Below are 14,887 nucleotides of genomic sequence, written 5' to 3'. Positions count from 1 at the left end.
TTAACCCTGGCAGCCGCCAGATGCGAAAAAGCTATACGTATTTTGCCTTAACCCTTTAAAACAAAACCAGTGAAATGTATGAACCTTACCCGATCCTGTAGCGCAGCCGTGCTGGTAATCATGCGTGTATCTCTAATTCAATTCCTTTGTGCGGTCCTGTTTACCGGTGTAACCTACGCCCGGACCGCCATTGCCCAGGCCATTCTGGAGCAGCCCGTCAGCCTGTCCGTTGAGGACAAGGAGATCAGCGCTGTACTAACGAAAATTGAAAAAGTGGCCAACGTGACCTTCTCCTATATACCCCGGCAGATTCAGGCCGACCGGCGGGTATCAATAACCGTCAGCAACCAGCCCTTATCGGCGGTGCTGGATCAGATCTTCCGGAATTCGCAGGTAGCGTATGAAGTAGTCGGGAAGAAGCAGATCCTGCTCAGCAAACAGCGGATGGCCCAGCCTTCCTTACCAGTGATGGCTCCCAAAACGACCCAGACCGAGACGATGGTCCCGGCCGATCAGAACGTCAGCGGTACGGTAACCGACGAAACCGGCGGAGGGCTCCCCGGCGTGAGTGTGGCTGTGAAAGGAACCATGCGGGGAACCGTTACCGATGCCAATGGTAGCTTTTCTATTTCTGTGCCGGACCGGAATGCCGTGCTGGTGTTCAGCTTTGTTGGTTACGAGCCGCAGGAGATAACCGTGGGTGACCGGTCGACCCTTAACGTCCGGATGAATACCGATGTGAAGTCCCTGAACGAAGTCGTCGTGGTTGGGTATGGTACCCAGAAAAAAGCAGACCTGACGGGCTCGGTAGCGTCTGTCGATGTGGAGCAGATGCTGACCAAACCCGCAGCCGATGTGAGCAATATGCTCCAGGGCCGGGTGGCGGGCGTGGTAGCTTCCGGTTCCAACCAGCCGGGTGGTGAAGGCTATATCCGAATCCGGGGCCTTAATTCCTTCGGCAGCAACAATCCCCTGATCATTATCGACGGCGTGCAGACGACCAGTACCAACTCACTGAACCCGAACGATATTGAGAGCATGAATATCCTGAAAGATGCGTCGTCGGCGGCTATTTACGGGGCGCGGGGTGCGGGTGGCGTTATCATCATTACCACCAAAAAAGGCAAAGCCAACAAAACCCGGATTGCCTACGATGGCTTCTATGGGGAATCAAAAGTGGGCCGGGTACCCGAGATGCTGAATACCGGCGAACTGGGTGAACTGCTCTGGAAGCAACAGCTTGGCGCCGGTATCACACCGAACCACTCGCAGTACGGAAAGGGGGCCAGCCCGGTTATTCCGGATTATGTGCTGGCCGGGTCAAGCGGTGGACTAATGGAAGGAAATGCCGCGGTCGATCCCAGCCGCTACAACTACGACCAAAGCGGGTTTTACCAGATCGTCAGGGCCAACAAGGAAGGTACCGACTGGTTCCGGGAGATGACGCAGGCGGCTCCGGTGCAAAGCCACAACATCAGTGCCTCCGGTGGCACCGACCGCTCTGTGTACAGCCTGAGCCTGGGCTACTACAACGAGGCCGGTCTGCAAAAATACACCTTCTACGACCGGTACAGTGCGCGGGTGAACTCGGAGTTTAAACTGACCAACCGCATCCGGTTCGGCGAAACGCTCTTTGGCTCATTCCGTAAGCGGAGGGGCTCCGGCGATAATGACGAGGGATCTCCCTGGTCGCAGGCATACCGGATGCCGTCCATTATTCCGGTGTACGACATCATGGGTAATTTTGCTGGTTCCAAAGCACCCGGTACCGGTAACGGGCAAAACCCGGTGGCGGTCTTATACCGGAACCGCAATAACGGGGAAACGGATGTTCGCCTGCTGGGAAGTGTCTATGCGGAAGTGGATATTCTGAAAGACCTGCGTTTCCGCAGCAATTTCGGTATTGACTATAACAACAACTACAGTATGGCGTTCCGGCACGTAAACCCCGAGCATTCGGAAGGGAACTTTCAAACCAACTACCAGGTGCGCAGTGGATACCAGTACCGCTGGACGTTTACCAATACCCTGAACTACGATAAAAGCTTTGGTGTCCACAACGTAAAACTGCTGGCCGGAACCGAGTCTGTCGAATTTAAGCGGGAACAGCTGGGTGGTGACCGCTCGGGCTACTATCCATTTACCGATGAGTCCTTCTGGGTGCTGGACCGGGGTAATCCAATCGGGCAGAATAACTTTTCGCAAATTGGCACCGAAGCGCTTTACTCCCTGTTCGGGCGGGTCGATTATTCGTATAATGGCAAGTACCTGCTGAATGCGACGCTCCGGCGCGATGGGTCCAGCAAGTTTGCCCGTGACGTGCGGTACGGTAACTTCCCGTCGCTGAGTGTGGGCTGGCGCATCTCGCAGGAGCCTTTCATGCAGGATGTCAAGTTTATTTCCGATCTGAAACTCCGGGCTGGCTACGGCGTTGTGGGTAACGACCAGATTGACGGAAACAACCAGTACAGCTTCTACCGCTCCGACCCGAGTCGCTCGTTCTACGACATTACCGGGGCCAATACGTCAACCGCCCCCGGCTACGACCTTGACCGCAAAGGTAACCCGGCGTCTAAATGGGAAGAAACCTCAACGCTTAACGGTGGACTCGACCTGTCGTTGTTGAACGGCGCGCTCGAAATGAACCTGGATGTGTACTCCAAGAAAACATCGGACCTGCTGGTGCAGCTGCCCCGGCCCGGTGCAGAAGGTGACTTCAGTGCACCGTTTGTCAATATCGGTAATACCCAGAACAAAGGTGTTGATCTGATGCTGACGTATAGAGGGAGAGCGTTAAGCAATGATCTCCAGTATTCGGTGTCGACCAACTTCTCCGCGTACCGCAATAAAGTGGTGAGTCAGGGTGTCGATTTTTTTACGAATAGCGTCCGGTACGGACAGGTATCCCGCACGCTGTCGGGTGAAGCCATCGGCCAGTTTTACGGGTACGTCATCGACGGCTTCTTTAACAGTACGGCCGAGGTGATGGCGGCTCCGACGCAGCCGGGTATCAACAAAACGACCGAGGCCAACGCGCAGCGGTCGGTGGGCCGCTGGCGGTACAAGGACCTGAACGGTGATGGCGTGATCAACGCCAATGACCGGACATTCATCGGCAGCCCGCATCCCAAGTTCCAGATGGGTTATACGCTGGATGCCGCTTACCGGAACTTCGACATCAACATGTTTTTCTTCTGGAACTACGGCAACCAGATCTACAACAACACCAAATGGTGGACGGATATGAACGGCTCGTTTGCGGGTAACCGGTCCAAAAAGATGCTGTACGATAGCTGGACACCCGAGAACATGAACGCCAGCCTGCCCAAACTGGATGCCAACGACAACGTGACCAGTACCGTGCCCAATTCGTACTATGTTGAGTCCGGATCGTATTTCCGGGCCAAGACGGTTCAGCTCGGTTACACCATTCCGGCTACGATGCTGAGCCGGCTGGGCGTGAGCCGGTGCCGGTTGTATGTCCAGGGGCAGAACCTGTTCACCATTACCAAATACACCGGTCCGGACCCGGATCTGCTGGACGTGGGCCGGGGTGACATTGGCCTGGGGGTGGATCATGGCCGGGTACCGAACCCCCGTCAGATTCTGGGTGGAATCAATCTTGTCTTTTAATCCGAAGCCTTAAACCACTATGAAAAATATCAGTAAATACAGTCTGCTCCTGACGCTGGGCCTCGTAGGGCTGTTCAGCAATGCCTGCAAGGAAGAGTTTCTGGACCGGCCGCCTATTGGGGTGTTCAGCGAGGAGGCCCTGCGGACGAAAGCCGGCGTTCAGGGTATGTTGATTGCGGCCTACACCGGCCTCAACGGGGCTATGTACGGAAGCGGTTCCAGTGCCGGAGCCGATGTCAGTACGTTCTCCAACTGGGTGTTTGGCAGCCTGACGTCCGATGATGCCCAGAAAGGGGCCGATGTGGGCGGTAGCCGAAGCAATATTGAACGGTATGAAATTGCAGCCGACAATACCAAACTCGACGACCGCTGGCGGTTTGTGTACGACGGTATCGCCCGCTGCAACGACGTTCTCCGGGTAGCGCCGACGGTGAAGGATTTTACGGAAACCGAGTTGAAAAACATCCTGGGCCAGGCGCGTACCTTACGGGCCATCTATTATTTCCACGGGACAATCGTCTTTGGTCGGATGCCATGGGTCGATGAGAAGACCACCGATTACCTGCAACCGAATGAGCGGGTCTTGTGGAAGGAAATGGAGGAAGATGCCAAATTCGGCTATGACAACCTGCCGGAAACGTTTCCGGAACTGGGCCGGGTAAACAAGTGGGTGGCCGGAGTCATGCTGGCGAAGCTGTATGTCTTCCAGAAAAAATGGGCGGATGCAAAATCCCTGCTGGATGTCATCATCGCCAGCGGAAAGACGACGCGCGGAGTCAAATACGCGCTGCTCCCCAAATACCACGACAATTTCCGGATTGCTACTCAGGGCACCAGTGCCGACTCGGAGAGTGTGCTGGATGCGCAGTATTCGGTCAACGACAACGGCCGGGGTTACAACGGTGGTTTGGGTGATAACCTGAACTTTCCGCATGGGGGACTTCCGACCCAGCCGGGCGGGTGTTGCGGCTACCACCAGCCTTCGCAGGACCTGGTCAACGCCTACCAGACGGATGCCAACGGATTGCCCCTGCTGGATAACCACAACAAAACCGAAGTAAAAAGTGATGAGGGTGTCGAAAGCAATCAGCCGTTCACCCCGCACCAGGGTCCTCTGGACCCCCGACTGGACTGGACGATAGGCCGGCGGGGTATTCCGTTTCTGGACTGGGGACCGCATCCGGGTAAAGCCTGGATTCGTGACCAGAACTATGCCGGGCCGTTCTCTCCGAAGAAAAACGTCTACTACAAAGCTGATGAGGGGGTGCTGACGGAAGGAACCAGCCGGCAGATCTCCGCCAATAACGTGCGGATCATCCGGTTCGCGGAAGTAATTCTGATGGCGGCCGAGACGGAAGCCGAGTTGGGTAATCTGGAGAAAGCCCGCGAATACGTCAATCAGATTCGGCGTCGGGCGGCTAACCCGGATGGGTTCGTGAAAATGCCGGACGGTAAGCCCGCTGCCAATTATGTGATTCAGGAGTATAAGGAACCGTGGACCGATAAGACCATGGCGCTGAAAGCCATTCGGTTTGAGCGTCGCTTGGAGTTAGGTATGGAGGGGCAGCGGTTTTTCGATCTGGTTCGCTGGGGTATTGCCAAGGAGGTACTGAACAACTACCTGGCCTACGAAGTCACCAAGCGGGCCAACCTGAAAGGTGCCGTGTTCAGAGACCACAATGTCCTGTTCCCCGTGCCGCAGCGGCAGATCGATGCCACCAAACGGCCCGATGGTACGCCCACGCTGACGCAGAACCCGGGGTATTAAGTCTGGAGGATTTGCGTGTAAAGCCTATCGCAGCGAATACAGGTTTCTGGCCTGCCGCTGCGATAGGCTTTTTGTTTGTATGGCTCCGCTGAATGGGGCCGGTAAGTTAGTCTGCTTTCGGCCGGATGGCGAGTTCCACACATACCACCGTAACTGGGTTTTTACCGGCATTTTCCACCAGGACTTCATTCCAGCCATCCCGCACCAGCGAAACGGGGAAGCGAAAATTATGACCCACGTGTTGACTGGTGAAATGGGTAAGGGGGCCGCAGGGAAACAGCAGGCTTTCCACGCACTCGCGTTTGGTTTCTGGCCAGGAGCCATTGAAGGAGACGGGCAGAAACGTTACATCATCATCGGCCTTTACGATGATCTGAATCACCAGTTCCATCCCGGCCTGGTCAGGCCGGGCCTGGCTAGGCTCCGCACACATCGCCAGTTTGAAGGCATGATGCGAGTTGTTAGGTAATATGGCCGGCAATTGGGCGGGCAGTTCATACGGCAGGTAGTTATTGAGTTGTCCGCCGATAGCGAATGAATAATGTTTTGGGTACCCCCGTAACGAATTTAGCTGATGAATGTCCTTTATCACGGAATAATCAGCTTTCTGACCGGGCACCCGGGGCTGATCCGTACAGAAAAAATTGAACCACTCGATTCCATCAGCGCCCATGGCCAGTTTGCCCGCTGCGTTGGCCCGCATGATCTCCGGGCTGGCGGACAGGTAGCGCATGGCCTGGGTATAGGAGCTCTCCTGATTGCTCGTCGCCAGGGTGTTGACTCCGTCCTCAATCACTCCGTAGATCGCCACCCGATCACCAACCTGTTTTCTCAGTGTATCGTAGGGCATATCCCAGGTAGTACACCAGAAACCTGACGGGGAGATAAAATCAAGTGTTCCTTCCTGACAAAGCGTCACCACATCCAGTCCGATGACTTTTAAGATGTCCAGTCGGCCGGGAATACGCATCCCCAACGGAAAAGGTCGTCCCGCTTTCCTGGCCTGTTTTTCGGTGAGCGCACGAATCTGGCGAAACCAGTCTGTCATCATCGCTACTGTCTGGGGCGACGCTGTGGGCTCGCAACAGAGCGGGAGCCGCCACCAGTCCAGTTCGAGGCCTTCAAAATCGTAGTCTTCTACCACTTCCCGAATCTGGGCGAACATAAAATTCCGCACTTCCTGTTTCTCATAATTGAGGCCCTGCCGCGTGGGCGAATTATGGTAGCCATACCAGTTGTTTTTCAGCCGCATCTCCTTCCGGGTAAGCATGGGGGCGTTGAAGAAACTCCCCTCGAAATTTCGCGCGCCATGCATATCGTTCATGCGAATACTGACCCAGGGAGAAAGCTGACGCCGTCGGCAGGCCCTGGTCGTTTCAGCCAGCCAGTCCACCCCGGCATCCAGCAAGTCCTGATACAGGTTCATAAACGGAACGTACCCGTCCAGAAACGTTTCCACGGCCTCAGGGTCCTTAAGACCCAGCGCGATGGCATGCCCCCGAAAAAAATCACGATCCCCCCGCTTGTAGCCGTCCAGAATGCTTGGTATCGTTTTACTGGGATACCAGGCCCTGGAGGCATTCGCGTTGATAATGAACGTATCGATGCCGTTGTCGGCCAGCACATCGACATACCGATGGATGCTCCTGGCAGAAAAGGGACCACCTTCCAGCGTGGGCTTTTCATTCAATTTACCCGTTCGGGGGTTTATCACCCTTTTTACGGTAAAATCCTCAGGTTGCCAATATTCGGGATTGTAGAAATAAACGCAGGTATCGCCATTGAACAGATTGCGGTGCTTCCTGGCAACCGGGTTGGGGACAAGCGAGGGTAGCTCACCGGTAATGGCACCCGCCGAACCTGCTGAGGCTGCTTGCCGCCAGGTCGGTAGAATCGGTGCACTGGTGAGCCCTAATAACGCATTACGTAAAAAATTCCGGCGAGTTTTCATCTGTTTTACTTACCTGCCAAATTAGCAACAGAGCCTGACTTATCCGGCCTGACCCCGTTCCAAGATATATATTTTCAGAATACTGATGTAGCCATCGTATCGTATTCATTTTTCTTTTCGCTTCTCCTGCCCTGAATACGAAGGGTCAACGATAGGCGTCTACTGAGTATTGCTCTGCCCGGGTAATGGGCTATAGTCTTCTTTGTAACAATAGTTTTGGCGCTGCTGCCTATCTTTGTGAGCCAAGATAACCCTCCATGCATCGCTTTTTACTCTGGTTCTCGTTCGTTTGTTCTCCTTATTGGCTGTCCGCCCAAACACCACGTCCTGCGCTGGAAGAAGATACCATCCGGCTCAATGAAGTGGTCGTTACCGGTTTTGCCTCCAACCGGCGACTGCTCGAAACGGCAGCGTCGGTGAATCTGCTCACCCGCCGGGACCTGCAGCAGCGCTTTGGGACGCCTACGCTGGTGCCGGCCCTGAATACGCTGCCGGGCGTGCGCATCGACGAGCGGTCGCCGGGAAGTTACCGGTTGTCTATTCGGGGAAGCCTGATCCGGTCGCCGTTTGGGGTGCGGAACGTAAAGGTGTATTATAACGAACTGCCGCTGACCGATGCGGCCGGCAATACCCCACTCAATGCCCTGGATGTCCGTTCGATTGGTCGGGTCGAGGTGATCAAAGGGCCGGCCGGAAGTCTTTACGGGGCTGGTACGGGCGGGACCATTCTGTTCAGTGGGCTGGCGGTACCGGCCGGGCAGTCGTCGGCCGAGGTATCGGCCCTGACGGGCTCCTACGGTCTGTTTGGCAACAGCGTAACGGTGCAGACCGGAAAAGATAACTCGGCTATCTCACTCAGTTACAATCACGTCAATGCCGACGGCTATCGGCAGCATAGCCAGATGGCCCGCGACAACCTGAATCTGGTCGGGTCCTTTACGGTCAGTCCCCGGCGGACCGTTTCGGTGGTGGGTTTTTACTCAGACCTGAATTACCAGACACCCGGCGGCCTGAATGCCGCGCAATACCGGGCTAATCCCCGGCAGTCGCGCCCGGCCACGCCGACCATCCCCGGCAGCGCCGAACAGCGGGCGGGGATCTACCAGAAAATCGGCTATCTGGGCTTTTCGCACGAGTACCGCTGGAGTGAGCGTGTGCAGAATACCACCGTGGTCTACGGCTCGCTTACCGACTTTGCCAATCCGTTTATCACCAATTACGAAAAACGGCCCGACCAGGGACTGGGCGGCCGGACCGTCACGCAGGTGCGGCTGCTGGAACAAGCGTTGCCGACAACCCTGACATTTGGTGCCGAGTGGCAGCGTAACTTTACCATCAGTCGCAACTACGGCAACCGAAGGGGGCAACCGGATACGCTCCAGAACGAAGATGAACTGCGGGCGTGGCAGTCTATTCTGTTCCTGCAGACAGAAACGGCGTTACCGGCCGCCTTCCGGCTGACGCTCGGCCTGAGTCGCAACGATGTGCGCTATGGCTTTACGCGCTTTTCGGTACGGCCCATTATACCGCAGGAGCGGACGTTTGCGCCGGTATGGCTGCCCCGAGTGGCGTTGCTGCGTACACTCGGTCCTAATGTATCGGTATTTGCCAGTGTGAGTACGGGTTATTCGGCACCGTCGGGGCAGGAGGTCCGGCCATCAGAAGCCACCTTTAATACTACCCTGGAGGCTGAGCGCGGCATTAATTACGAAGCCGGCTTACGCGGGCAGATCCTGAGCAGTCGGTTGCAGTTTGATGTAGCGCTCTATCAGTTTGAGTTGCGGCAAACAATCGTCCGCCGGTCTACGGTAGCCGGAGCGGAGTTTTTCGTCAACGCCGGCCGTACAGACCAGAAAGGACTCGAAGCCATGCTCTCTTATGATCTGATCGCTCCCCAAGGGGCTGGTCAGCCGGCCGGATTCTGGCGGCTGGCTCGGGTGTGGCATAGCCTGACCCTAGCCGACTACCGCTTTCGCGAGTCGCAGCGGGGAGGAGCCGATGTGTCGGGTAACCGCATCCCCGGTGTCCCCTCTACCGTGGCTGTAGCCGGCCTGGATGTCGAATCGCGGCTGGGTTTCTACGGCCACCTGACTTATCAGTTCCTCAACCAGTTCCCGCTCAACGATGCCAACACGGTCCAGTCTGATCCCGCCCGCATCCTGACCGCCACGGCGGGCTTCCGGCGGAATTTGGGCCAGCGCTGGACGGTAGATGCCTATGTAAGCGGAGACAACATGCTCGATCAGCAGTACAGCCTTGGTTACGATCTTAATGCCGTTGGCAACCGTTTCTTCAACGCATCGGCCAGAAGGAATTACGTGACCGGATTGAGAGTAGGGGTAAAGTGGTAAGAAGCCTGCCTTTTTGAGTGAAGTGTATTCGGATCAGCATATGCTTTCCGCTTTAATTCAACCCCCTATACTCATTGGGCGAAACGCCCACCTTTTGTTTGAAGAATCGGGTGAAATGCTGCGGGTACTTAAACCCCAATTCGTAGGAAATCTCGCTGAGCGATTTACTGGTGTCGAAAATACGTTCTTTGGCCAGGTCAATCAGGTGCATCTGAATATACTCCAGGGCGGATTTTCCCGTTTCTTTTTTCACCAGATCGCCGAAGTAGTTGGCCGATAAATGCAACTGGTCGGCAAAGTAGGCTACCGTTGGCACACCACTGGTTTTTAGCTGGTCTCCCACCAAATATTCGTTTAGTAGCTGCTCGAACTGCTCAATAACACCTTGGTTGACATGTTCACGGGTGATAAACTGACGGTCGTAGAACCGTAGACAATACTTTAGGAGCAACTCAAGGTTAGCCACAATCAGCTTTTTGCTGTGCCGGTCTATATTTTGCCCTATCTCGGTGGTAATATTTCCAAAGCAAGTATTCACAATTTCTCTTTCCCGGTCCGACAGGTGCAAAGCTTCATTGGATTGGTAGCTGAAAAATGAATAGTCGTGAATCTGCTTACCCAGGCTCGTGCCCTTAATGAGGTCGGGGTGAAATATGAGGGCCTTGCCGTAAGGTTGATGCAGTTCCCCTTCAGGTTCGTTCGTAATGACCTGCCCCGGTGCAAAAAAAACGACAGTACCCTTGGCATAATCATAGTACTTGTTACCGTACCGCAAATCACCACAGTGGGTTTCTTTGATGATAATGGCGTAAAAACCCAGCATGAACTTCGTTCTTTTTAACGGGGCGGATTTATTCAAATCAACCAGATTAATCAGCGGGTGGAGCGTCTTGTTATTGAACGTCTCACTGTATTTTTTAATGGTATCGTATATAATCATGGCCTACTTTTTAATCAAAACTACATACGAGAAGACTCCGTTACACCGCCATCGGTAAAAGTGGTAGGTATAACCGTAAAATGTATACAGGCAAGTATATAGGTTGCCGGTAATTTTGCAGTGTGTCCTTTTTTCGACAACATAACTAACTGTAAATGAAGACCGCTGTTCCATTCTTTTTTTCGCTAATGCTGCTATTCATCGGTAACATGGCCTGCAAAACGGATGAGGGCCTGGAGCCCGTGCAAGCCGGAGCGGCAACCAATAACAATGCAAATGCAAGTGACACCGTGAGCACTCGAATAAGAATCAAAATAGGTACCCGTGCGTTCACGGCGACACTCCTTAATAACGCTACCGCAGCCGCATTTAAAGCCAGGTTGCCCCTGACCATCGCCATGAAGGAATTGAACGGCAATGAGAAGTTTGCGGACCTGCCTAACGAGTTGCCCAGGAACGCTTCAAACCCCGGCACCATTCAGGCAGGCGATTTGATGCTGTACGGTTCCAATACGCTGGTGCTGTTCTACGAGACGTTTCGGACCTCCTATAGCTATACGAAGCTTGGCCGGATTGATAACCCCTCAGGCCTTGCTGCCGCCGTGGGCTCCGGAAGCGTTACGGTAACCTTTGAATTGGAGTAAACAAGGATATGGGCAAAAGCGCTCAACAATGGAGCCCGTTACCGGTTCATTACTAATGCCACTACGCTTTCGTAGTGAATAAAATCCTCTGAAAACGGTGTGGGAATTCATGCCAATTGAATTCCCGTACCCTCAGCGGTAAACAACCTGAAAACAACGATTATGGAAGCAGTAAGAACAGCAGCAGAAGGCACAACAGCCAGCAATACCAAAGAAGTGAAAGCGTTCGGCACAGAGGCAGCAGACGCACCTTTAAACCAAATGCATATCAACCGCCGGACACCCACACCACATGATGTGGAAATCGACATTCTGTTCTGCGGGGTTTGTCACTCCGACCTGCATACCGCACGAAGCGAATGGGGTCCTTCTTTATACCCGTGCGTTCCCGGTCACGAGATTGTGGGGAAAGTCGTCCGTGTAGGCGGTCATGTCAGCAAATTCAAGGTAGGCGACATGGTGGGCGTAGGCTGCATGGTCGACTCCTGCCGGGAGTGCCAGTATTGTCAGGAAGGACTGGAGCAGTATTGTGAACCCGGCATGACCGGCACGTATAATTCACCGGACAAGCACCTGCCGGGCAATCCAACCTTCGGGGGGTATTCAGAAAGCATCGTGGTGGATGAACACTTTGTGTTACGCATCCCCGATAACCTGGACCCGGCAGCAGCCGCCCCCCTGCTTTGCGCCGGTATCACTACGTATTCACCCCTGCGTCACTGGAACGTTGGTCCGGGTCAAAAAGTGGGTATCGTCGGTATTGGTGGTTTGGGGCATATGGGCATCAAAATCGCGAAAGCCATGGGTGCTCAGGTAGTAGCGTTTACCACCTCGGAATCTAAGTTTGACGAAGCCAAACGCTTAGGTGCTGATGAAGTGGTCTTATCGAAAGACGCTGAACAAATGGCTGCGTACCGAGGTACACTACACTTTGTGCTGGATTGTGTTTCGGCCGAGCATGACATCAACGCGTACCTGGCCCTGCTCCGGGTCGATGGATCGCTGGCCCTCGTAGGCGCCCCGGAACATCCGCTGCCCGTGGCTGCGTTCAGCCTTATTCCGGGCCGTAAGAGCTTTGCCGGTTCCATGATCGGCGGCATTGCCGAAACCCAGGAGATGCTGGATTTCTGCGCCGGGCATAACATCCCAGCCGATATCGAGATGATCGACATCCAGCAAATCAATGAAGCCTATGAGCGACTGCTGAAAGGCGATGTGAAGTATCGCTTCGTCATCGATATGGCTTCGCTGAAGCAATAAATAAGGTCAACCCTGTAAAACGTTGCCATATAGGTCAACATGATTGTTTCGGAACCAAACTGAATTAGCATGGAAATCACCAGAGCAGGTTCGCAACCTTCTGCCAAAGGCTCCGAAGACTGGTTCACGGGAGCCGTACGAATTGACCCCTTATTTGGGGCGAATGAGGCAAGACGTGGGGCAGCCGCCAGCGTCACGTTTGAGCCGGGAGCCAGAACCGCCTGGCACACGCATCCGCTGGGGCAAACCCTACTTGTTACGGCTGGCTGCGGTTGGGTGCAACGCGAAGGTGGGCCGAAGGAGAAAATTCATCCCGGTGATGTCGTTTGGTTTGCCCCTAACGAAAAGCACTGGCACGGCGCAACCGCAACCACCGGGATGACACACATTGCCATCCACGAAAACCTGGACGGTAAAATAGTGGACTGGCTAGAGAAAGTAAGTGAGGCTGACTATTTAGCGTACGAGCAGCGTAGAGGATTACAGAAGCTGAAATGACGACGAATCAACAAACCAAAGCAGGCATTTTTGAGCGGATGCGCGCTGGGGAGCCCCTGCGCAGGGATGATCCTGAATACGCCCGGTTTGCCGAAGTGGTTAACCAGACCATCCGGTTATGCGTCCAGATGAATGCCACCGCCACCGACGTAGACCAGGTACGCGCTAGGCTAAGCGAGATTACTGGGACGGAGGTGGACGCGTCAACGACAGTATTCCCGCCTTTCTATACCAATTTTGGCCGGTTTATTCGTCTGGGTAAAAACGTCTTTATCAACCACAACTGTTCCTTTCTGGACATTGGCGGCATCACCATTGAGGACGATGTGCAGATTGGCCCCTGCGTTAACCTGACATCCGAAAATCACCCGCTCGATCCCGGCGACCGCAAGACCGTTTTGCCTAAACACATTGTCATTAAACAGAATGCCTGGATTGGGGCAGGAGTCACCATTTTGCCGGGTGTTACGGTTGGAGAAAACGCTATTGTAGCAGCTGGTGCCGTAGTAAGCCGGGACGTACCGCCGAATACAGTGGTGGCCGGGGTTCCGGCAAAGATTGTTAAAAGTCTCTAAACAAATTGAACCATGAAAGTAAATAAAAGAAAAATGGCCAGCCTAATCGCTCTTGCGTTGGTGATGGTAGCGCTGGGCGCCAACGCTCAATCAAGATCTAATACCGCTACCAATCAAACCAACAGCATCTTTCCAAAGGGGACATTAGGCCCCGCGGAAAACTTTACCGGTAAGGCCTGGAATATCGGGTTAGTGGCATACGATACCACGTATAATACGGTTGTCGGCAATGTTTATTTCGAACCCGGTGCCCGAAGTAACTGGCATATCCATCCTGCCGGTCAAGTGCTCATTATTACCGATGGGGTAGGCTATCATCAGATAAAAGGGCAGCCCCGGCAAACCATCCGGAAGGGTGATGTGGTGAAGTGCCCGCCTAACGTAGAACACTGGCATGGGGCCAGTCCAGACACTGGTATGCAACAGCTATACATCCTTCCGAAAACAGAAAAGGGCATTGTGACCTGGTTAGGGCCGGTAACCGACCAGGAATACCGTCGTGAAAACTAATGGAGTGGCCAACTCCGTAAAATGCCGTTTGATTTAGGTAATTTAAGGGCGTAGTATGTATGGTGCGTCGGGGCAATTTGCCCGGACGCTATCAAACAAGTACCGATTTGAACCTTCAGCCCCTAATCGACCATTTTGAGAGCTATATGCCGTTCGAGGAGAGCGAGAAGCAGCTTCTTGCACCACGAATAACCCAACGCTCCATTCGGCGCCGGCAAACGCTCTTGCAGGAGGGCTTTCCCTGCAAACAGTATTCGTTTACCGTCGAAGGCTGCTTTCGCCTGTTTGCGGTGGACCAGAAAGGGACCGAACATAACCTGCAATTTGCGGCCGATAACGACCGTCCGGAAGCCCGGTGGATTGCCGACATTGGCAGCTTCCATTCCGGCCGCCCCAGCCGGTTATTTATCGAAGCGATTGAGCCGTCTGTGGTTCTGCAAATCGAAAAACAGGATTTGTATTTCCTTTACCTCAACATTCCCAAGCTCGACCGGATTTTCAAAGTCATTATGGAGAACAACTATGTTGAACTCCAGAACCGGGTGTTACAAACCATCAGCTCCACGGCTCAGGAACGCTACCTGACCTTTCTGGAACAATACCCTGGCTTAGCGGTACGCCTTCCCAATACCCAAATCGCTTCCTATTTAGGCATTACACCCGAATTTCTGAGCAAAATCCGGAAAGATCTCGCTTCCTCGTAGCCTTACCCTTAATCTGGTTTAAGCCTATTTCTTAAGATAGTTTATAGGTACCC

The 14,887-nt window shown here is 54.1% G+C and carries 11 protein-coding genes; 9 read left to right on the top strand and 2 right to left on the bottom strand.

Going from position 1 to position 14,887, the window contains the following annotated elements; all coding sequences use genetic code 11:
• The first annotated feature begins 78 nt into the window (after nucleotides 1-78).
• The gene (locus ABD949_RS10710; protein ID WP_345243311.1) at nucleotides 79-3,633 is read left to right on the top strand and encodes a TonB-dependent receptor; all 3,555 of its coding nucleotides are present in this window, start codon (nucleotides 79-81) and stop codon (nucleotides 3,631-3,633) included.
• A 19-nt stretch (nucleotides 3,634-3,652) separates the two neighbouring features.
• Nucleotides 3,653-5,401: a RagB/SusD family nutrient uptake outer membrane protein gene (locus ABD949_RS10705; RefSeq protein WP_345243310.1), complete on the top strand. Its 1,749-nt coding sequence runs from the start codon at nucleotides 3,653-3,655 to the stop codon at nucleotides 5,399-5,401.
• Nucleotides 5,402-5,507: 106 nt separating this feature from the next.
• Here the strand turns inward: ABD949_RS10705 and ABD949_RS10700 are convergent, their stop codons facing one another.
• Complete coding sequence (locus ABD949_RS10700) at nucleotides 5,508-7,352, bottom strand: hypothetical protein (protein ID WP_345243308.1); 1,845 nt, start codon at nucleotides 7,350-7,352, stop codon at nucleotides 5,508-5,510.
• Between the two features lie 257 nt (nucleotides 7,353-7,609).
• On the opposite strand from ABD949_RS10700, the gene ABD949_RS10695 reads away from it, so the two are divergent.
• Complete coding sequence (locus ABD949_RS10695; RefSeq protein ID WP_345243306.1) at nucleotides 7,610-9,703, top strand: TonB-dependent receptor; 2,094 nt, start codon at nucleotides 7,610-7,612, stop codon at nucleotides 9,701-9,703.
• A 52-nt stretch (nucleotides 9,704-9,755) separates the two neighbouring features.
• Here the strand turns inward: ABD949_RS10695 and ABD949_RS10690 are convergent, their stop codons facing one another.
• Nucleotides 9,756-10,643, bottom strand: a complete 888-nt coding sequence (locus ABD949_RS10690) for a helix-turn-helix domain-containing protein (protein ID WP_345243304.1) — start codon at nucleotides 10,641-10,643, stop codon at nucleotides 9,756-9,758.
• A gap of 155 nt (nucleotides 10,644-10,798) precedes the next feature.
• Here ABD949_RS10690 and ABD949_RS10685 point away from each other — a divergent pair, with 155 nt between their 5' ends.
• From ABD949_RS10685 to ABD949_RS10660, 6 genes are all read left to right on the top strand, one after another.
• Entirely contained in the window at nucleotides 10,799-11,287 is a 489-nt protein-coding gene (locus ABD949_RS10685; RefSeq protein WP_345243302.1) for a cyclophilin-like fold protein, read from the top strand.
• Between the two features lie 162 nt (nucleotides 11,288-11,449).
• Nucleotides 11,450-12,547 (top strand): NAD(P)-dependent alcohol dehydrogenase, encoded by a 1,098-nt coding sequence (locus ABD949_RS10680; protein ID WP_345243300.1) that lies wholly within the window; start codon nucleotides 11,450-11,452, stop codon nucleotides 12,545-12,547.
• Nucleotides 12,548-12,616: 69 nt separating this feature from the next.
• Complete coding sequence (locus ABD949_RS10675; RefSeq protein WP_345243298.1) at nucleotides 12,617-13,045, top strand: (R)-mandelonitrile lyase; 429 nt, start codon at nucleotides 12,617-12,619, stop codon at nucleotides 13,043-13,045.
• Nucleotides 13,042-13,620 (top strand): sugar O-acetyltransferase, encoded by a 579-nt coding sequence (locus tag ABD949_RS10670; RefSeq protein WP_345243296.1) that lies wholly within the window; start codon nucleotides 13,042-13,044, stop codon nucleotides 13,618-13,620. The genes ABD949_RS10675 and ABD949_RS10670 overlap by 4 nt, the downstream gene beginning before the upstream one ends.
• 12 nt (nucleotides 13,621-13,632) lie before the next feature.
• The gene (locus tag ABD949_RS10665) at nucleotides 13,633-14,130 is read left to right on the top strand and encodes a cupin domain-containing protein (RefSeq protein WP_345243294.1); all 498 of its coding nucleotides are present in this window, start codon (nucleotides 13,633-13,635) and stop codon (nucleotides 14,128-14,130) included.
• A 107-nt stretch (nucleotides 14,131-14,237) separates the two neighbouring features.
• Nucleotides 14,238-14,834 carry a Crp/Fnr family transcriptional regulator gene (locus ABD949_RS10660; RefSeq protein WP_345243292.1) on the top strand — a complete coding sequence of 199 codons (597 nt, stop codon included), beginning with the start codon at nucleotides 14,238-14,240 and terminating at the stop codon, nucleotides 14,832-14,834.
• Nucleotides 14,835-14,887 lie beyond the last annotated feature (53 nt).

The organism is Nibrella saemangeumensis, from assembly GCF_039541915.1.
GTDB classification, from domain to species: domain Bacteria; phylum Bacteroidota; class Bacteroidia; order Cytophagales; family Spirosomataceae; genus Nibrella; species Nibrella saemangeumensis.
The sequence above is the reverse complement of the archived record's forward strand: the minus strand, read 5'-3'. Positions and strand labels throughout refer to the sequence as shown.